This window comes from Maritimibacter sp. (assembly GCF_016774595.1).
Classification (GTDB): domain Bacteria; phylum Pseudomonadota; class Alphaproteobacteria; order Rhodobacterales; family Rhodobacteraceae; genus Maritimibacter; species Maritimibacter alkaliphilus.
This window is the reverse complement of record NZ_JACBWT010000002.1, coordinates 1,278,481-1,295,667: the sequence shown is the minus strand read 5'-3', so window position 1 is coordinate 1,295,667 and position 17,187 is coordinate 1,278,481. Positions and strand designations below refer to the sequence as shown.

The window sequence follows — 17,187 nt, the reverse complement described above, 5'->3', positions numbered from 1 at the left end:
GCACCTCCTGATCCGAATGTAGGCACGGGTTGCCGCAGCCGCAAAGGCCCATTTGTCGCAGGGTCGCGGTTGGCGCGTTCAGGCCGATCGGCCCTTCAGGTTTGGCGACGATGGTGCGGAAACTCGCGTGCGCAGACGGCAGCCTGACGACCGCTCAGAACGCTTCCGGCCGCGCCTCGCGCGCCATGTGGTCGAGCACGGCGTTGGTGAACTTGGGTTCCTGACCTTCCGGGAAGAACGCCTTGGCGACCTCGACGAATTCGACGATGACGACCTTGGGCGGCGTGTCGCCCAGAACCAGCTCGGCCCCGGCGGCCCGAAACAGCGCGCGCAGCGTCGGGTCGATCCGCGCGATGGGCCATTTGGCGACCAGCGCCCGGTCGGTCATCTGGTCGATCTTGGCCTGCCGGTCCACCGCTTCGCCCAGAATGGCGCGGAAGAGGTCCACGTTCCCCTCTTCGAATTCGCCCTCTTCGTATTCGGCCCCGAAGCGATGGTCCTCGAATTCCTTGCGCACGCGGTCATAGCCCTGCCCCGCCGCCTCCATCTGGAAAAGCGCCTGCACAGCATAAAGCCGCGACGCGGATTTCATCCGGCGCTTCAACTCGGGCGTCATCTTGCGCTTGGGGCGGTCGGTGTCTTGCGGGGTCTCGTCGGTCATGTCGGCTCTCGGGCAAACTCAGGCCGCGTCCTTAGATCAAGGCCGGACCAAGGGAAACCGTTTTCCGCGAAAAGCGTGAAAATTCGCTCACGCTCCGACGGGGCGAAAGCCGACCTGCTTCTCGCCGCCCGTCCATTTCCGACCGAGTGCGATGAGGTGGAGCGCGGCGGCAGCGGCCCCGCCCCCCTTGTTCTGCTGGTCCACGGCGGCGCGAACCACGGCCTGATCGCGGTTCTCGACGGTCAGGATGCCGTTGCCGATGCACAGGCCCGCAAGCCCCAGCGTCGAGAGCGCGCGCGAGCTGTCGTTGCACACCGTCTCGTAATGCGTGGTTTCGCCCCGGATCACGCAGCCAAGGGCGACGTAGCCGTCGAAATCGGCGGTGCGGTCGGCGATGCGGATCGCGGTCGGCACTTCCAGCGCGCCGGGCACCTCGACGATCTCCCACGTTGCACCCGCGGCCTCGATCTCGGCCTTGGCGCCCGCGATCAGGTCGTCGGCGATGTCCTTGTAATAAGGCGCCACGACGATCAGCAGCTTGGGCGCCTCGTCGAAAGTCGGGCGCGGCAGGGTGTAATGCGTCTCGGTTCCGGCCATCACTTCTCTCCCCGGATCGGATGGGTGCCTTCGATGGTCAGGTCGTAGGCGTCCAGCCCCACCACCTTGGGCAACGGGCTGTCGGTAAGCAGATGCATCCGGTGGATGCCCAGCGCCGACAGGATCTGCGCACCGAGGCCGTATTGGCGCAGCACCTGCGGGCTGACCTCGCCCTCGGCGGTGGCGAGTTTCATCGACGGGTCGCGCAGCAGGACCACGGCCCCGCGCCCCTTGTCGGCGATGATCTGCATCGCGCGGGGCAGTTCGTCATGCGGGTTCGGGCCAAGGCCCAGCGCATCCTCCAAGGGGTTCAGCGCGTGCATACGCACCAGCACCGGCTCGTCCGTGGTCAGGTCGCCCTTGGTCAGCACGATGTGCTCGGCCCCCTGCGTCTCGTCCGTGAAGATGCGCAGCATCCAGTCGCCGCCATAGGCCGAGGTGACCTGCTTCACCGCGCTTTCGTTCACGAGGTTATCGTGGCGGTGGCGATAGGCGATCAGGTCGCTGATCGTCCCGATCTTCAATCCGTGCTTCTGCGCGAAGGCCACGAGATCGGGGAGCCGGGCCATCGACCCGTCCTCGTTCATGATCTCGCAGATCACGCCGGCCGGGTTCAGACCCGCAAGGCGCGAAATGTCGACGGCCGCCTCGGTATGGCCGGCCCGCACAAGGACACCGCCGTCCTTGGCGCGCAGCGGAAAGACGTGGCCGGGAGTCGCGATGTCGGCGGCTCCCTTGGTCGGGTCGATGGCGACCGAAACGGTGCGCGCACGGTCATGCGCCGAAATGCCGGTGGTCACGCCTTCGCGCGCCTCGATGGAAATGGTGAACGCGGTCTCGTGGCGCGACGAGTTCTGCGAGGCCATGAGCGACAGGCCCAGCGCATCGACCCGCTCGCCGGTCAGCGACAGGCAGATCAGGCCGCGCCCGTGGGTCGCCATGAAGTTGATCGCATCCGGCGTCGCCATCTGCGCGGGGATCACCAGGTCGCCCTCGTTCTCGCGGTCCTCGTGATCGACGAGGATGAACATGCGGCCGTTGCGCGCGTCTTCGATGATCTCCTCGATCGAGGAGATCACATCGCCCCACTCGCGTTCCACCGGTCCGGGTGCGTCATAGATCTTGGCGTCCGACATCTGGGCATTCCTTCCAATTGCCCCCGCGAGATAACGCGACCCGCCCCCCGATGCCAGAGGAACGTCGCGCACAGAGGCTGTGAAAATCGCAACGTCGCAATGAATGCCGACCGCCCGCCCCTTCTCTGTTTCAGGAAACCTCGGAGGGTCTGGGGAGGCAGCGCCTCCCCAGCTGGTCGACCGGGCTTCAGCCCGGCGAAACCTCAGAACCGCCAGAGCGCCGGGACGAAGGCATAGGCCTCGCCCTCGGCCTTCACATGGCCCACGCCGGGGAACGGGAAATGGTAGCCCACGACCGGGATGCGATCCGCCGCGGCCATGTCGAGGATTCGGCGGCGCGTGGCCACCGTCGCCTCGGGGTCGCTGTCCATCGAGCCGTACCAGTCGGGGTGCGCGAAGTGCCCGAAGGCGTGGGTGATCGCGTCGCCCAGCACAAGAAGCTGATCGTCGCCGCTTTCCAGCAGGATCGACATGTGCCCGGGCGTATGCCCGTTGGTCGACATCAGCCGCACGCCCGGCGCCACTTCGTGCCCGTCGCCCGCAAGCGTCCAGTCCGCGCCATCGACATTGATCGAATTGACCGCGCCCAGCACGAACTGCTGCGCCTCCGGGGCCACCCGGTCGACGAGGCCGTCCTGCAACCAGTAATCGTGTTCGGCCTCGCCGATCACGTATTCGGCGTCGGGGATGATCGCCTCGTCGAAATCGTCGCGCACGCCCCAGATGTGATCCGGGTGGGCATGGGTGACGACGACATGCGTCGTGGCGAAAGGGTCGATCCCGGCGGCTTCCATGTTCGACATGAGCCGCCCCGCCGTGTCGAAGAACCGATTGCCGGAGCCGACGTCGATCAGCACCTTCGCCTCGCCGGTCTCGATATAGACGTGGTTCGTATGCCCGACGAGTTCATCGGTCGGCAGGAAATGCGCTTCGAGAAACGCCAGCTTCTCGGCCTCGTCCGCATTCATGCCCATGGCCGTCAGAGGCTGCGGGAACCAGCCGTCCGAGACGATGGTGATCTTCATATCCCCCAGCGTGAAGCGAAAGTGCGCGGGGTTCTCGCCATCAGGCGGGCCAAGCTCGGCGCGAAGGGCCGCGGGCATGGCGAAGGCGGGCATAGCTGCGGCGAGCGCGAGCATCTCGCGGCGTGTGGGGCGCAAAAGCGGCATCGATTCCTCCCTGTTCGATCCGGGAATCATATGCACGATTTCGAATGATTTAAAGCGTCGTGAAATATCTCTCGGCCGGCAGGTATCCCGCCATCCGGCCCGCCACCGACCATTCGGCCTCCAGCATGGTCGCGCCGACGACCAAGACCGCATCCGTGGGCACCCCCCGGCGCGCGGTCAGGTCGGCGAGCTTTTCGCGCGTGGCGGACCAGCCGTCGGCCAATGTGGGCGCCTGCATGGCTGCGTCGATAAGCGCGGCGTTGGCGCCGTGAAAGCCGGGCGCGTCGAGCGGACGGTGCACGGCGGCAAGGCGTTCTGCGCGGGCCACGCCCCGCAGTTTCGTGGCCTCGGCCTCAGGCACCGCAACCAGTTTCGGCCCGCATTTCAGCGCGTTCGACGAGAACAGGAGCGCGATCACGTCGCGCCCCGTCGCGGCCCGGATCGAGGCGTAGCTCTTGTAATCGATCCCAAGTTCCTTGGCCCGGCGCACCCGCATCCGCACCACTTCCAGCGGCAGGGTCGGCACCAGATCGGCCCGCGCCCTGCGCCACGCATAACCGTGCCAGCCGGTATTGCCGATCCCCGGCCCGCCGTTGTGACCGATCAGGGTCATGCCGCGTATTCGCCGAGCCGCGCCACGTAGCGCGCCAGCGTGTCGATCTCGAGGTTGACCTTGTCGCCCACGCGCACGTCGCCCCAGGTCGTCACCTCTTTCGTGTGGGTGATGAGGTTCACGCCGAACGTGTCGCCGTCGACCTCGTTCACGGTCAGAGAGGTGCCGTTCAGCGCGACCGAGCCCTTGGGCGCGATGAAGCGCGCCAGATCGCCCGGCACCTTGAAGGAAATCCGCGTCGAGTCGCCTTCGTCATGCACATCCGTCACCTCGGCCACGCCATCGACATGGCCCGAGACGATATGCCCACCCAGTTCGTCCCCCACCTTCAGGGCGCGTTCGAGGTTCACACGCTTGCCGACCTCCCATCCGCCGAGGTTGGTCTTGTTCAGCGTCTCGCCCGAGACGAAGACCTCGTACCAGTCCGGGCCGAGCCGGGTCACCGTCAGACACACGCCGTCGGAGGCGATGGACGCACCCAGTTCGATGCGCGAGGTGTCGTATGCGGTCGCGATCCGCGCGCGCAGATCCTCGGTCCGGGTGACCTCGGCGATCCGGCCGATATCGGTGATGATCCCAGTGAACATGGCTGACTCCTTTCCCCAATGGCTACGCCCAATCCCACCCCTTGCCAAGCAGGGCGCGGGACAAGCCAAACCCCAAGCGTCACAAAAAAGCCCGGTTCGGGTGTTTTGTGTCTTGCGCAAGGACAATGGCAAGGTTTTCCTTGAAGAAACGCGGCATCAGTTCGCGACAGAGGCCAGAAAAACGGGTAAAATCAGGCGCATGAAAGCCATCGACGGAACCGACCGGACATTCCTGTTCCTGCAAGGGCCACACGGCCCCTATGTCCGTCGTCTGGCCCGGATGCTCTCGGCCTCGGGCGCGCAGGTCTGGCGCGTCGGGTTCAACATGGGCGATCAGGTGTTCTGGCACGATGCGCGGACCTACATTCCCTTCACCGAAAGCCAGGACGCGTGGCCGGAACGCATCCGCACCATCCTGACCGAAAAGGGCGTGACCGATCTGGTGCTCTACGGCGACACCCGGTTCATTCATGCCGAGGCCGTGCGCGCCGCGCGGAAAGCGGGCGTCATGGTCCACGTGTTCGAAGAGGGTTACCTGCGCCCCTATTGGATCAGCTATGAGCGCGGCGGATCGAACGGCCATTCCCGCCTGATGGACATGGACGTGCCGCAGATGCAGCAGGTGCTGGCCGACGCGCAGCTCGACATTCCGGAGCCGCCCGCCCATTGGGGCGACATGCGCCACCACATCTTCTACGGCGCGCTCTACCACTGGTTCGTCATGTTCGCGAACCGGCGCTATCGCGGCTTCCGTCCGCACCGCGCCCTGACCGTGGGCAAGGAATTCCAGCTTTACCTCAAGCGCCTGATCCTGATGCCGTTTCAGGCGCTGGGACGGATCATCGCCACGCGCCGTATCCGAAACGGCGGCTTTCCCTATCACCTCGCGCTTCTGCAACTGGCCCATGACGCGAGCTTTCTGGACCATTCCCCGTTCAAAAGCGTGACCGAGTTCCTCGACCTCGTGATCGAAGGCTTCGCGAACGGCGCGGCCCGTCACCATCACCTCGTGTTCAAGGCGCATCCGCTGGAGGATGGCCGCGTGCCCCTGCGCCGCGAAATCCGTCGTCTGGCCGCCCAATATGGCGTCGAGGGACGAGTGCATTACGTGCGCGGCGGCAAGCTCGCCCGGCTGCTCGATCATGCCCGCAGCGCCGTCACCGTGAACTCGACGGCGGCCCAACAGGTGCTGTGGCGCGGACTTCCGCTCAAGGTTTTCGGCGCGGCCGTCTATGACAAGCCGGAGTTCGTTTCGACCCAGCCCCTGCCCGAATTCTTCGCCCAGCCGACGCGCCCCGACAGCCGCGCCTACCGCGATTATCGTCATTACCTCTTGGAAACCTCGCAAATCCCCGGCGGGTTCTATTCGGCCCGGGGCCGGCGGCAGCTTCTGCGCCAGATCGTCGACATGATGCTCGCCCCGGACGACCCCTACGATGCCCTCGCCAAGGGCACCGCGGCCCCCCGGCAACAGTTGAGACTCGTGAAGTAACCCTTGGAATCGCGTCTGGATTTTTATCCACAGCCCGAGTAGTCTGCCAAAAAAAGAAACTGAGGCAGAACTCCAAAAAGGAGCCCGGGCAGTGAAAAATCAGGGCATTACGTGGGCGCGCATCGCGCTCCTTTTCGCGCTTGTGATGGGTGTAGCCGCATGTGACGTGCTCCCCAGAAGCGGCCCGAACAAGCAGGAAATCTACTCCGGTTCGGTGCAGAGACAGGGCGACGCCTTCGTCGTCTCGGTCAACGATCACGTGACGCGGGCGACCGCCGTCACCCCGGCGCTCGGGTTCGGCGAGAACTTCCTCTCGGCCGGACAGGTCGGGTCCGACACGATCCGCCCAGGCGACGTGCTGGGCGTGGCGATCTGGGAAAACGTCGAACAAGGCATCCTCGCCTCGGCAGGCGCCCCCGCCGCGCTCGAAGAGGTGCAGGTCGACGGCTCCGGCTTCATCTTCATCCCCTATGCGGGACGGATCAAGGCCGCCGGCAACTCACCCGAAGCCGTGCGCCGCATCATCACCGAACAACTCGCCACCCAGACCCCGGACCCGCAGGTCTTGGTCACCCGGATCGCTGGCGACGGCGCCACCGTGTCGATCACGGGCGCGGTCAACGGTCAGGGCGTCTACCCGATCGAACGCCCCACCCGCACGCTGGGTGCCATGCTCGCCGCCGCAGGCGGTGTGGCCGTGAACCCCGAGGTGGCCGTGGTCAAGATCATCCGTGGCGGTCAGACCGGGCAGATCTGGTATCAGGATCTGTTCGAAGACCCGCGCCTCGACATCGCCCTGCGCAATGGCGACCGCATTCTGGTCGAGGCCGACACCCGCGCCTTCACCGCTCTCGGCGCCACTGGCACCCAGACCCGCGTGAACTTCCAGACCCAGAACCTCTCGGCGCTCGAAGCCATCGCGCAGGTCGGCGGTCTGAACCCGACACTGGCCGACCCCACGGGTATCTTCGTGTTCCGCAACGAACCCGCCGAGATCGCGAATGTCGTGCTGGCACGGGGCGATCTGGTCGGGGCGCAGCGCCTGATCTACGTGCTGAACCTGACCGAACCCAACGGCATGTTCATGGCCCGCGACTTCGTGATCCGCGACGGCGATACCGTCTACGTGACCGAAGCGCCCTACGTCCAGTGGGCCAAGGTCATCACGGCGCTCACCGGTGCCCTCGGCGCGGCCGAGTCGCTGGCCAACGCAGGCAGCACCTTCGGCCTCGTCGGCGCGACGCCGTAAGGTTTGGGGCGCATGACCCCCTACGACAGGATCACAGCCGCCACGACGGAGCCTCCCTCCTCGCGGCGGCTTTACGTTTACTCGGGCGGTTTCCTGCGGGAGCGCCGGGTGCGGCGTGTCCTGACGCTGGCCGGGTGGGACATTCGCATCGGCCTGCCCAAGGCCCAAGATACCGTGGCGGTCTGGGGCGTCTCGCCCACCGCGCACCGGGGCGAGGGTGTCGCGAACCGGCGGGGGGCCACCCTGATGCGCGTCGAAGACCCCTTCCTGCGCTCGGTCGGTCTGGGCCGTGACGGCGAGCCGCCGCTGGGCCTCCTCCTCGACCGCTCCGGCGTGCATTTCGACCCCGCCGTGCCCTCGGACCTCGAACGAATGCTCGCGGATGCGCCGCTGGACGACTACGCGCTTCTCAGCCGTGCGCGCGACGCGGTGGACCGCATCCGCCACGCCCATCTGTCGAAATACAACGGCTTCGACCCCAAGGCCCCTGTGCCGCGCGCGCCCTACGTGCTGGTGATCGACCAGACCCGCGACGACGCGGCCGTGCTGGCGTCGAAGGCCACACCGCAGACCTTCCGTGAAATGCTGGTCATCGCGCAGGAGGAAAATCCGGGCCTGCGCGTCGTCATCAAGTCCCACCCGGACAGCACCGCAGGCCATCGCCTGGGCTACTACGGCCCGGAACACACGGGCGGCAAGGTCACGCTTCTGACCGATCCCGTCAGCCCCTGGGCGCTGATGGAGGGCGCGGTTGCGGTCTATACCGTCTCGTCCGGCATGGGGTTCGAAGCGATCTTCGCCGGGCACAAGCCCCGCGTCTTCGGCCAGCCGTTCTACGCCGGCTGGGGCCTGACCAAGGACGAAAACCCCGTGCCGCGCCGCGAACGTCAACTGACGCGCGCGCAATTGTTCGCCGCGGCCATGCTCGAATATCCGACGTGGTACGACCCCTACCGCGACAGGCTGTGCGAGATCGAGGACGTGATCGGAACGTTGGAGGCGCGCGCCCGCGCGATGCGCGAGGACGGGCCGGGCTACGTCGCCGCCGGAATGCGGCTGTGGAAGCGCAAGCCATTGTCGCAGTTCTACGGGAGCGGCGCGGGCGTGATCTTCGAAGACGGCCCCAAGGCCGAAGCGAAAGCGGCAAAGACGGGTCGCCCGCTGATGGTCTGGGCGGGAAAAGCGGACACGCTCACCGCCCCGGCCATCCGCATCGAGGACGGCTTCATCCGCTCGCGGGGTCTGGGCGCCGAACTGACCCCGCCCCTGTCGCTCGTGCGTGACGACCTCGGCATCTACTACGATCCGAACGCCGAAAGCCGCCTCGAACGGCTCGTCGCCGCCGCAGAAACCCTCGCCCCCGGCCCGCTTCACCGTGCCGAGGCCCTGATCGACCGGCTCACCGCCTCCGGTATCTCGAAATACAACCTCGATCGCGCCGCGCCGGTCAACCTGCCGCCGGGCCACCGCATCCTCGTTCCCGGTCAGGTCGAAGACGATGCCTCAGTCCGCCTCGGCACGCGCGAGGTCACCCACAACCGGGGCCTCCTGCGCGGCGTGCGCGCGGCCAACCCGGAGGCCGTCATCATCTACAAACCCCACCCGGACGTGGAAGCGGGCCTGCGCGACGGCGACATGCCGCTGGACGAGGCCGCGCGCCATGCCGACGTGGTCGCCACCGAAACCGACGCCGTGGCGCTGATCGAAGCGGTGGACGAGGTCTGGACCATGACCTCGACCCTCGGGTTCGAGGCGCTCATCCGTGGCAAGACCGTCTCCTGCCTCGGCGCCCCGTTCTACGCAGGCTGGGGCCTCACCCGCGATCTGGGCACCATACCGGACCGACGCAGGGCGCGCCCCAGCCTTGCCGGCCTCGTCCACGCGATCCTCATCGACTACCCGCGCTACCACGACCCGGTCACGAACATGCCCTGCCCGGTCGAGGTCATCCTCGACCGGATCGAAGCGCAGGAAACCGGCCCCGGCACACCGTCCCTGCGCCTCGTCTCAAAGCTGCAAGGCCTGCTCGCGCCCTACACCACCTTCTGGCGCTGAAGCGGTCCCCTTCTCTGTTTCGAAAATACTTAGGGAGGTTTGGAGGGCTGGCCCTCCAAACGCGCCGCAAGGCGCGTCCACCGCGACGACCTGCCAACGGCAGGGCGGCGCAAATCAAGCGCGGGCGTCAGCCCGCACCGCTAGGATACGGCCCGCCACCTGTGCAGGACGTCGCCCCCGATGGCGCGCAGCTCGACCAGCTCCAGCCGCGGCGCATCCGCCAGCGCACCCACGCCCATCGCGGCGATCGAAGGCCAGCCCTCGGCACCAAGAGCGATCCCGGCGGTGAAGCCCACGTATTCGTCCACCAGCCCCTCGGCCAGAAGCGAGGCGGCCAGCCCGCCGCCGCCCTCGCAGAACACGCGCGTCAGTCCCGCTTCGCCCAAGGCGGCCTGCGCCGCCGCCACGTCGATGCGACCCAGCACGACGGGCACCGCGATACAGCGCGCGCCCAGCCCTTCCCAAGCCGCGACCACGCCGTCCGGCGCCCGGTCGCCGTGGATCAGCCAGACCGGAACCTCTTTCGCCGTGCGCGCGAGCGCGCTTTCCAAGGGAATATCCAGATGCCGCGATAGCACCACGCGCACAGGCTGGCGCCGCGCGCCCAGCCCGCGCACGGTCAGCGACGGATCATCCGCCCGCGCCGTGCCCGCGCCGACCATCACCGCGTCATGGATCATGCGTTCGGCATGGACTTGCCGCCGCGCCTCCGGCCCCGTGATCCACTGGCTTTCCCCCGTCGCCGTGGCGATGCGCCCGTCAAGGGACGCAGCGAGTTTCAGCGTCACCATCGGGCGACCGCGCTCTACCCGGCTCAGAAATCCGACCTGATCGGCGCGTGCCTCGGCTTCGCCCAGCCCCGTCACGGCCTCGATCCCGGCCGCGCGCAACATCGCGATCCCGCGTCCGTTCACCCGGTCGTCGGGGTCTCCCAAAGCGACGACCACCCGTGCGATCCCCGCCGAAATCAGCGCCTCGGCACAGGGCGGGGTCCGTCCATGGTGGGAACAGGGCTCGAGCGTGACGTAGGCCGTCGCCCCCCGCGCCGCCTCACCCGCCTGCGCCAGCGCCACGACTTCGGCATGGGGCCGCCCGCCCGGCTGGGTCCAGCCGCGCCCGACGATCCGCTCACCGCTCACGATCACGCAGCCCACCGCCGGGTTCGGCCAGACAGAGCCAAGGCCCCGCCGCCCGAGCGACAGGGCCAGATCCATGAACCTTTCGTCGGTCACGCCTGTTCTTCGGGCGGAATGTCGGGGCGCAGCTCGCTCATGAACTTCTCGAAATCGTCCGCCGCCTGGAAGTTCTTGTAAACGCTCGCGAAGCGCACATAGGCGACCGTGTCGATCCGGGCCAGACTTTCCATCACGATCTCACCGATGGTCTTGGACGGAATATCCGTCTCGCCCATCGATTCCAGCCGCCGCACGATGCCCGAGATCATCTGATCGATGCGCTCCGGCTCCACGGGCCGTTTCTGCATCGAAATCCGGATCGAACGCTCCAGCTTCTCGCGGTCGAAATCCTCGCGCCGACCGTTAGACTTGATGACCACGAGGTCGCGCAACTGCACGCGTTCATAGGTTGTGAAGCGCCCGCCGCAGGCCGGACAGAACCGCCGCCGCCGGATCGCGACGTGATCCTCGGCCGGGCGTGAATCCTTCACTTGAGTGTCAATATTTCCGCAGAACGGGCACCGCATCCCACTTCCTTTTCTATGCCTGTCACCTCTGATCGTGGGTCTTTGCCCACTTATCCACAGGCACTATAGGAAGAGTGCCGCATTTTGGGTAGGTTCAAAGCGTCGCGCCCAGATATAGCAGGGCCGTTTTGTGGCCCCTATGCCGCAATCACCGGACGAGCGCCGCCACTTTTCGGCGGTGCGGTCGGTCGCGATGTTCGAAAAGGTAAATTCCCTGCCATGTTCCGAGCGTCATTGTCCCGTTTATGATTGGAATCTGTAAAGAAATGGGGAGCAGCGCGGCCTTGATATGGGCCGGCATGTCGTCCGGCCCCTCATAGGTGTGGGTCAGGTAGGACATGCTGGGGTCGGTGGTGGGCGGCACGAGCCGCGCGAAGTAGTTGCGCAGGTCGACCTGCACCTCTGGATCGGCATTTTCCTGAATGAGGAGCGAGGCCGACGTGTGCCGCACGAAGAGCGTCAGCAACCCCTCACCCGACCCGGTGCCTGCCACCCAGCGCGTCACGTCGCGGGTGAACTCATAGGTGCCCTGCCCGCGCGTTTCGATCTCGAATTCGGTGTGCATGGCGCCACGCTGCCAAATGCGGATGAGACGCGCAAGCGACGCCGCCCGGATCGCGATGATCCGGGCGGGTCGTGTAGGTCATCTGCCGGGGATCACTCGGCGGCGATGGCCTCCGGCGTCGGGGCCGCGACGAGTTGCAGCCCGCCCTTTTCCAGCCGCTTCACCACGCGACGCGCATCGCGCATCCGCTGGCCCTTGGCCTCGCCCCAGGCCGCACGACGGGCTTCCACGTCGGCCTCGGGGTTGTCGCGTTTCCAGTCGGTCAGCCAGCCGTGATAGCCGATCAGCTTGACGGCTTTCTTGCGGGCCATCTCTTCCGGCGTCAGCACCGGTTTCTCTTTCTTTGCCTTGGTCGCCATAATTGCTTCCTCAATGGTTTCGCGCCTTCTTGCCGGGCGCTGGGGCACCATGCCCCGTGGCGGCAGATTACACCGCTTCGTTCATTTCGCGTAGCGGGAAATGATGTGAGCAGGTGGAAACAAAGGGGAGTGAGTCCGGTTTGCACAGGCTCTCAGTGGTATGACGGCTCCTTACGACCAGAAACCGCCGAATGCCTCGGCCAGCGCACGCTGGCTTTCGGCCCGGGTCATAACGCCTGAACGCGACAGGTGGGGAATACCGACCAACTTGGCCCCTCCGATCACCGTCGCGGTCCTGATCGTTCCGTTGCCGCAATTTGCAGGCGCTTCAGAATAGCGCGATTGGCCAAGGGTCCCATGAACCGCGAAAAACGCGTCATTCCCCATGCAAACAATAAGTTCTGTATTTGCCCGCCTTAGCACTCTTCGCCAAAGGTCCGTTCCAAACTCGACAGCTTTCGATCTATCCGAAAGGAGCGCCCAAGAGGGGGAACGAAACGGGACAAGGTTCCCCGCGAGGACGTCGTCAGCGTCCACACCCAATCTATCGAACAAGAGCAGCACACGCTTTTGTAGGCGGTGCTCTCCCGCTGGTCGCTCGCGTTCACGGTCTTTCCAGCGTTCAATCCGGTACACGCTCCCGCGCTCCGAGGAAAAGACTGAATGGTCCGCTGGTATTTCACTGCCACCCGGATTTGCCCCGATGAAGGCAATTCTGGCACCACTCAGAGTGGAGGCCGGTCCATATAGAAAACGCCAGCCCAACTCATGAGGGCTGGCGTCATAGAACGCTTGGATTTCTTCTCTGAGCGTCGCCGCAAATGCCTCGTCGCCCAGACCGCTCACTGATCCAGGAAGCTCCGCAGCTTCCGGCTCCGGCTCGGGTGCTTCAGCTTTCTGAGCGCCTTCGCCTCGATCTGGCGGATGCGTTCGCGGGTGACGCTGAACTGCTGGCCCACCTCTTCCAGCGTGTGGTCGGTGTTCATGCCGATGCCGAAGCGCATGCGCAGAACCCGTTCCTCACGCGGCGTCAAAGATGCCAGCACGCGGGTCGTGGTTTCCTTCAGGTTCTCCTGAATGGCCGAGTCGAGCGGCAGGACGGCGTTCTTGTCCTCGATGAAATCGCCAAGCTGCGAGTCCTCCTCGTCGCCGATGGGCGTTTCGAGCGAGATCGGCTCCTTGGCGATCTTCATCACCTTGCGGACCTTTTCGAGCGGCATTTGCAGCTTCTCGGCCAGTTCTTCCGGCGTCGGCTCGCGGCCGATTTCGTGCAGCATCTGGCGACCGGTGCGCACGAGCTTGTTGATCGTCTCGATCATGTGGACCGGGATGCGGATCGTGCGGGCCTGATCGGCGATGGACCGGGTGATCGCCTGGCGGATCCACCACGTCGCGTAGGTCGAGAACTTGTAGCCCCGGCGATACTCGAACTTGTCCACGGCCTTCATCAGGCCGATGTTGCCTTCCTGAATGAGATCAAGGAATTGCAGGCCGCGGTTCGTGTATTTCTTGGCGATCGAGATCACCAGACGCAGGTTCGCCTCGACCATTTCCTTTTTGGCCTGACGCGCCTCTTTTTCACCCTTCTGGACCTGAGACACGATGCGGCGGAATTCCGAGATGTCGACGCCGACATACTGACCGACCTGGGCCATGTCTCCGCGCAGTTCGGCCACCTTGTCGGACGAGCGTTCGATGAACGCCTGCCAGCCGCGACCGGGCTTTTCGGCCATCCGTTCCAGCCAGTTCGGGTCAAGCTCCTCGCCCCGGTAGGCATCGACGAATTCGCGGCGGTTGATGCGCGCCTGATCGGCGAGCTTCACCATGGCCGAGTCGATCGACATGATGCGGCGGTTGATGCCGTAAAGCTGGTCGACGAGCGCCTCGATCCGGTTGTTGTGCAGGTGCAGTTCGTTCACCAGCAGCACGATTTCCGAGCGCAGCTTCTGGTACTCGGCTTCCGCCTTGTCCGAGAACGATCCATCCTCGTTCAGCGTGGCGGACATCCGAAGATCCTGCATTTCGCTGAGTTTGGTGTAATCGCGCGCGATCAGTTCCAGCGTTTCGAGCACGCGGGGCTTGAGGGCGGCCTCCATCGCGGCGAGCGACATGTTGGCCTGATCGTCCTCATCCTCGTCGTCGTCGTCCTTGGCGATCGGGTTGCCGTCGGCGTCAAGCTCGGGGCCGTCGTCCTTTTTCTGGCTTTCGGTGTTCGTGGCCGCGGCTTCGCCCAGCCCCTGCACCACATCCTCGTCCTCGCCGTCCTCGCCCATCTGGCGCCCGAAGGTGGCGTCGAGGTCGATGACGTCGCGCAGCAGGATGTCTTCGTTCAGAAGTTCGTCGCGCCAGATCGTGATGGCCTGGAAGGTGAGCGGGCTTTCGCAGAGCCCCGCGATCATTGTGTTCCGGCCCGCTTCGATCCGCTTGGCGATGGCGATCTCGCCCTCGCGGGACAGGAGTTCCACCGACCCCATTTCGCGCAGATACATGCGCACCGGGTCGTCGGTGCGGTCGAGCTTCTCGGTATCGCCGGACGACACGGCGACGGCGCCGCCCTGATTCTTGGCGACGACTTCGGTCGAGCCCTTGGCGTCGTCGTTGTCGTCCTCGGCTTCTTCGTCCTCGATGATGTTGATTCCCATTTCCGAGAGCATCGACATCACGTCTTCGATCTGTTCCGACGAGACCTGATCGGGCGGGAGCACGTTGTTGAGCTGATCGTAGGTGATGTAGCCCTTCTCACGGGCCTCGGCGATCATCTTCTTGACGGCGGCCTGGTCCATATCCCCCATCGGGTTGGAGCCGTCGTCCTGCTCGTCCTTGTTCTGGTCGTCGTTTGCGTCTTTCGCGGCCATGCGTGTTCCCTTCGCTCGGGTCGGTCTCGGATCGAATCTGGCGGATCGAGACTGATTCGGCTGATTCGCTTTTGCGAATCTTCGACTCGAATCACTGATTCGCCAACCCGTGTAGCCCTGAAACCTTTGTGTTTTCTCAAAATGTGATGGATCAGGGTCTCTTGCGTCCGCCCTGTTGATCCTCGATCTGCTTCAAGAGCGCATCCAGCGCGTCTTTCTCCTCGCGCGCGACCATGACGCCGTTGTCGGCGCGGTCGAACAGTCCCTTGTCGTCGCCCTGCCCCCGCCGCGCCTCGTCAAGCAAGCGCACGGCCTCGGACAGGCGGAATGTAAGCCCCTCGTCGCTCAAGGCGCCGATCTCGGCCACCGCGTCGTCCAGTTCGTGTCTGGCGCCACGGGCGGCATCGAGTTTGGCAAGCTCCTCGGCCAGACACAGCGCCGCGAGCTCCGGATCGTCCTTGCGGCGTATCGGGGGTGCGATCTGCACATGGTTCAGGGCGAAGAGTTTTTCAAGGGCGCGCGTGCCGACTTCGGCGTCGATTTTCGCGCACAGGTCTTCCGTCGCCTCGCCGTCGAACGACAGGATCGCCCGTTGCATCGCCGCATGTTCATCGGTGGCCATTTCGACCCGCTCAAAGGCGCTCTCGAAGCTTTCGATCAGGTGCGGATGGGTGACGAGGGTGGCAAGGATCACGGCCTCGCGCAGCACCTCTTCGACCTGCCCCGACGCGGCCGCCAGAAGCGAACCCTTGGTGGCGGGCTGGAACGCCGGCCCGGCGGGTTTCCATGGGCCACGGCGCCCGCCGCCACCCTGCCAGCCGCCTTGGCGCGGGGCGTTCGCGCGACGCGGATTGAAGAGTTCGTAGCGCAGGCGCTTGATCTCTTCGCCGTAGTGCTGGCGGATCGACTGGTCTTGGATTTTGGCGATGGCTTGGCGCAAGTCGCGGTCCAACGCCGCGCGCCGCTCCGGGCTGTCGAAGACCTTGCCCTCGGTTTCGCGCTGCCACAGCAGGCTCACCATGGGCCGCGCCCCGTCCAGCAACTTCTGCATCGCGCCCGCGCCCTGCGCCTTGATGAGATCGTCGGGGTCCAACCCCTCGGGCATGATCGCAAAGCGCAAGGACTGCCCGGCTTCAAGCATCGGCAGCGCGGTGTCGATGACCCGCATCGCCGCGCGCAGCCCTGCGGTATCGCCGTCGAGCGCGATGATCGGTTCCGGGGCGATGCGCCACAGAAGGCGCAGCTGATCCTCGGTGATCGCGGTGCCGAGCGGGGCCACGGTCGCGCCGAACCCAGCCTCGGACAATGCGATCACGTCCATATACCCCTCGGCCACCACCAGCGGCGTGCCCTTCCCCGCCGCCTCGCGCGCAGGCCCGTGGTTGTAAAGCGAGCGGCCCTTGTCGAACAGCTCCGTCTCGGGGCTGTTCAAGTATTTCGCGTTGTCGTTCGGGTCCATCGCCCGACCCCCGAAGGCGATGCAGCGCCCGCGCGCGTCACGGATCGGGAACATGATCCGGTTGCGAAACGTGTCATAGGGCTGCTTGCCTTTGGACGAGGCTTTGGCGAGTCCTGCCCCGAGGATCAGGTCTTCGGCCACGCCCTTGCCACGCAGATGATCCCACAGCCCCTGCCAGCCATCCGGCGCAAAGCCGATGTCCCAGCGGTCCTGCGCGGCCTCCTTCAGCCCCCGACGGTCGAGATACTCCCGCGCGCCGACGCCCGAGTTGGTCTTGAGTTGCAGGCGGAAGAACTGCACCGCCTGCTCCATCACCTCGGCCAGTTGCGTGCGCCGGTCGGCCTTTTCCTGCGCCTTCGGGTCACGCTCGGGCATCTGCATCCCGGCTTCGCGGGCGAGGATTTCGACCGCCTCCATGAAGCCGACGTTCTCGGTTTCCTTCACGAAGGACAGCGCATCGCCCTTCGCATGGCAGCCGAAGCAGTAGTAGAATCCCTTGCGGTCATCGACATGGAAACTGGCGGTCTTTTCCTGATGGAACGGGCACGGGGCCCAAAGATCGCCCTTGCCCTGATTGGATTTTCGCTGGTCCCACATGACCTTGCGCCCGACCACCTGCGCAAGCGAGGTGCGGGTGCGAAGTTCATCCAAGAATCCGGGGGGCAACGACATGGCGTCAATATAGGCC

General features: G+C 65.5%; 15 protein-coding genes. 3 read left to right on the top strand and 12 right to left on the bottom strand.

Annotated elements, in window-relative coordinates:
* Positions 1 to 154 precede the first annotated feature (154 nt).
* The 6 genes from nusB to HOY44_RS17465 all read right to left on the bottom strand — a co-directional run bounded on the left by nusB (position 155) and on the right by HOY44_RS17465 (position 4,763).
* Positions 155 to 661, bottom strand: a complete 507-nt coding sequence (gene nusB, locus HOY44_RS17490; RefSeq protein ID WP_138424073.1) for a transcription antitermination factor NusB — start codon at positions 659 to 661, stop codon at positions 155 to 157.
* A gap of 87 nt (positions 662 to 748) precedes the next feature.
* Entirely contained in the window at positions 749 to 1,258 is a 510-nt protein-coding gene (locus HOY44_RS17485) for a 6,7-dimethyl-8-ribityllumazine synthase (protein ID WP_008329486.1), read from the bottom strand.
* Positions 1,258 to 2,394 (bottom strand): 3,4-dihydroxy-2-butanone-4-phosphate synthase, encoded by a 1,137-nt coding sequence (ribB, locus tag HOY44_RS17480; protein WP_040884452.1) that lies wholly within the window; start codon positions 2,392 to 2,394, stop codon positions 1,258 to 1,260. The genes HOY44_RS17485 and ribB overlap by 1 nt, the downstream gene beginning before the upstream one ends.
* Before the next feature lie 203 nt (positions 2,395 to 2,597).
* Positions 2,598 to 3,563, bottom strand: coding sequence for an MBL fold metallo-hydrolase (locus tag HOY44_RS17475; RefSeq protein ID WP_287436482.1), 966 nt, complete (start codon positions 3,561 to 3,563; stop codon positions 2,598 to 2,600).
* A gap of 49 nt (positions 3,564 to 3,612) precedes the next feature.
* Positions 3,613 to 4,176: a hypothetical protein gene (locus HOY44_RS17470; protein WP_138424074.1), complete on the bottom strand. Its 564-nt coding sequence runs from the start codon at positions 4,174 to 4,176 to the stop codon at positions 3,613 to 3,615.
* Positions 4,173 to 4,763: a riboflavin synthase gene (locus HOY44_RS17465; protein WP_287436479.1), complete on the bottom strand. Its 591-nt coding sequence runs from the start codon at positions 4,761 to 4,763 to the stop codon at positions 4,173 to 4,175. Before HOY44_RS17465 ends, HOY44_RS17470 begins: the two co-directional genes overlap by 4 nt.
* 199 nt (positions 4,764 to 4,962) lie before the next feature.
* Between HOY44_RS17465 and HOY44_RS17460 the strand changes: the two genes are divergently transcribed.
* The 3 genes from HOY44_RS17460 (at position 4,963) to HOY44_RS17450 (ending at position 9,559) form a co-directional block, all read left to right on the top strand.
* Positions 4,963 to 6,255 carry a capsule polysaccharide biogenesis protein gene (locus tag HOY44_RS17460; RefSeq protein ID WP_287436477.1) on the top strand — a complete coding sequence of 431 codons (1,293 nt, stop codon included), beginning with the start codon at positions 4,963 to 4,965 and terminating at the stop codon, positions 6,253 to 6,255.
* Positions 6,256 to 6,400: 145 nt separating this feature from the next.
* Positions 6,401 to 7,504 (top strand): polysaccharide biosynthesis/export family protein, encoded by a 1,104-nt coding sequence (locus HOY44_RS17455; protein ID WP_138424223.1) that lies wholly within the window; start codon positions 6,401 to 6,403, stop codon positions 7,502 to 7,504.
* A 12-nt stretch (positions 7,505 to 7,516) separates the two neighbouring features.
* On the top strand, positions 7,517 to 9,559 hold the full coding sequence (locus HOY44_RS17450) for a capsule polysaccharide biogenesis protein (protein ID WP_287436475.1): 2,043 nt from the start codon (positions 7,517 to 7,519) through the stop codon (positions 9,557 to 9,559).
* Positions 9,560 to 9,699: 140 nt separating this feature from the next.
* Here the strand turns inward: HOY44_RS17450 and ribD are convergent, their stop codons facing one another.
* The 6 genes from ribD to dnaG all read right to left on the bottom strand — a co-directional run bounded on the left by ribD (position 9,700) and on the right by dnaG (position 17,171).
* Positions 9,700 to 10,773 (bottom strand): bifunctional diaminohydroxyphosphoribosylaminopyrimidine deaminase/5-amino-6-(5-phosphoribosylamino)uracil reductase RibD, encoded by a 1,074-nt coding sequence (gene ribD / locus HOY44_RS17445; protein WP_287437265.1) that lies wholly within the window; start codon positions 10,771 to 10,773, stop codon positions 9,700 to 9,702.
* Positions 10,774 to 10,787: 14 nt separating this feature from the next.
* On the bottom strand, positions 10,788 to 11,261 hold the full coding sequence (nrdR, locus tag HOY44_RS17440; protein ID WP_040884456.1) for a transcriptional regulator NrdR: 474 nt from the start codon (positions 11,259 to 11,261) through the stop codon (positions 10,788 to 10,790).
* 148 nt (positions 11,262 to 11,409) lie between these two features.
* A complete protein-coding gene (locus HOY44_RS17435; RefSeq protein ID WP_287436472.1) occupies positions 11,410 to 11,826 on the bottom strand; it encodes a secondary thiamine-phosphate synthase enzyme YjbQ in 417 nt (138 codons plus the stop codon).
* A gap of 92 nt (positions 11,827 to 11,918) precedes the next feature.
* Entirely contained in the window at positions 11,919 to 12,185 is a 267-nt protein-coding gene (locus HOY44_RS17430; protein WP_008329520.1) for a hypothetical protein, read from the bottom strand.
* 842 nt (positions 12,186 to 13,027) lie between these two features.
* Positions 13,028 to 15,040, bottom strand: coding sequence for an RNA polymerase sigma factor RpoD (rpoD, locus tag HOY44_RS17425; RefSeq protein WP_008329526.1), 2,013 nt, complete (start codon positions 15,038 to 15,040; stop codon positions 13,028 to 13,030).
* A 151-nt stretch (positions 15,041 to 15,191) separates the two neighbouring features.
* Positions 15,192 to 17,171: a DNA primase gene (gene dnaG / locus HOY44_RS17420; RefSeq protein ID WP_287436469.1), complete on the bottom strand. Its 1,980-nt coding sequence runs from the start codon at positions 17,169 to 17,171 to the stop codon at positions 15,192 to 15,194.
* Positions 17,172 to 17,187 lie beyond the last annotated feature (16 nt).

Excerpts from the sequence above, each read along its gene's own strand:
- HOY44_RS17475 (WP_287436482.1), bottom strand. The coding sequence starts at position 3,563 with ATGCCGCTTTTGCGCCCCACACGCCGCGAGATGCTCGCGCTCGCCGCA.
- HOY44_RS17460 (WP_287436477.1), top strand. The coding sequence starts at position 4,963 with ATGAAAGCCATCGACGGAACCGACCGGACATTCCTGTTCCTGCAAGGG.
- nrdR (WP_040884456.1), bottom strand. The coding sequence starts at position 11,261 with ATGCGGTGCCCGTTCTGCGGAAATATTGACACTCAAGTGAAGGATTCA.
- nusB (WP_138424073.1), bottom strand. The coding sequence starts at position 661 with ATGACCGACGAGACCCCGCAAGACACCGACCGCCCCAAGCGCAAGATG.
- HOY44_RS17465 (WP_287436479.1), bottom strand. The coding sequence starts at position 4,763 with ATGTTCACTGGGATCATCACCGATATCGGCCGGATCGCCGAGGTCACC.
- HOY44_RS17470 (WP_138424074.1), bottom strand. The coding sequence starts at position 4,176 with ATGACCCTGATCGGTCACAACGGCGGGCCGGGGATCGGCAATACCGGC.
- HOY44_RS17455 (WP_138424223.1), top strand. The coding sequence starts at position 6,401 with ATGGGTGTAGCCGCATGTGACGTGCTCCCCAGAAGCGGCCCGAACAAG.
- rpoD (WP_008329526.1), bottom strand. The coding sequence starts at position 15,040 with ATGGCCGCGAAAGACGCAAACGACGACCAGAACAAGGACGAGCAGGAC.
- HOY44_RS17430 (WP_008329520.1), bottom strand. The coding sequence starts at position 12,185 with ATGGCGACCAAGGCAAAGAAAGAGAAACCGGTGCTGACGCCGGAAGAG.
- ribB (WP_040884452.1), bottom strand. The coding sequence starts at position 2,394 with ATGTCGGACGCCAAGATCTATGACGCACCCGGACCGGTGGAACGCGAG.
- ribD (WP_287437265.1), bottom strand. The coding sequence starts at position 10,773 with ATGGATCTGGCCCTGTCGCTCGGGCGGCGGGGCCTTGGCTCTGTCTGG.
- HOY44_RS17435 (WP_287436472.1), bottom strand. The coding sequence starts at position 11,826 with ATGCACACCGAATTCGAGATCGAAACGCGCGGGCAGGGCACCTATGAG.
- dnaG (WP_287436469.1), bottom strand. The coding sequence starts at position 17,171 with ATGTCGTTGCCCCCCGGATTCTTGGATGAACTTCGCACCCGCACCTCG.
- HOY44_RS17450 (WP_287436475.1), top strand. The coding sequence starts at position 7,517 with ATGACCCCCTACGACAGGATCACAGCCGCCACGACGGAGCCTCCCTCC.
- HOY44_RS17485 (WP_008329486.1), bottom strand. The coding sequence starts at position 1,258 with ATGGCCGGAACCGAGACGCATTACACCCTGCCGCGCCCGACTTTCGAC.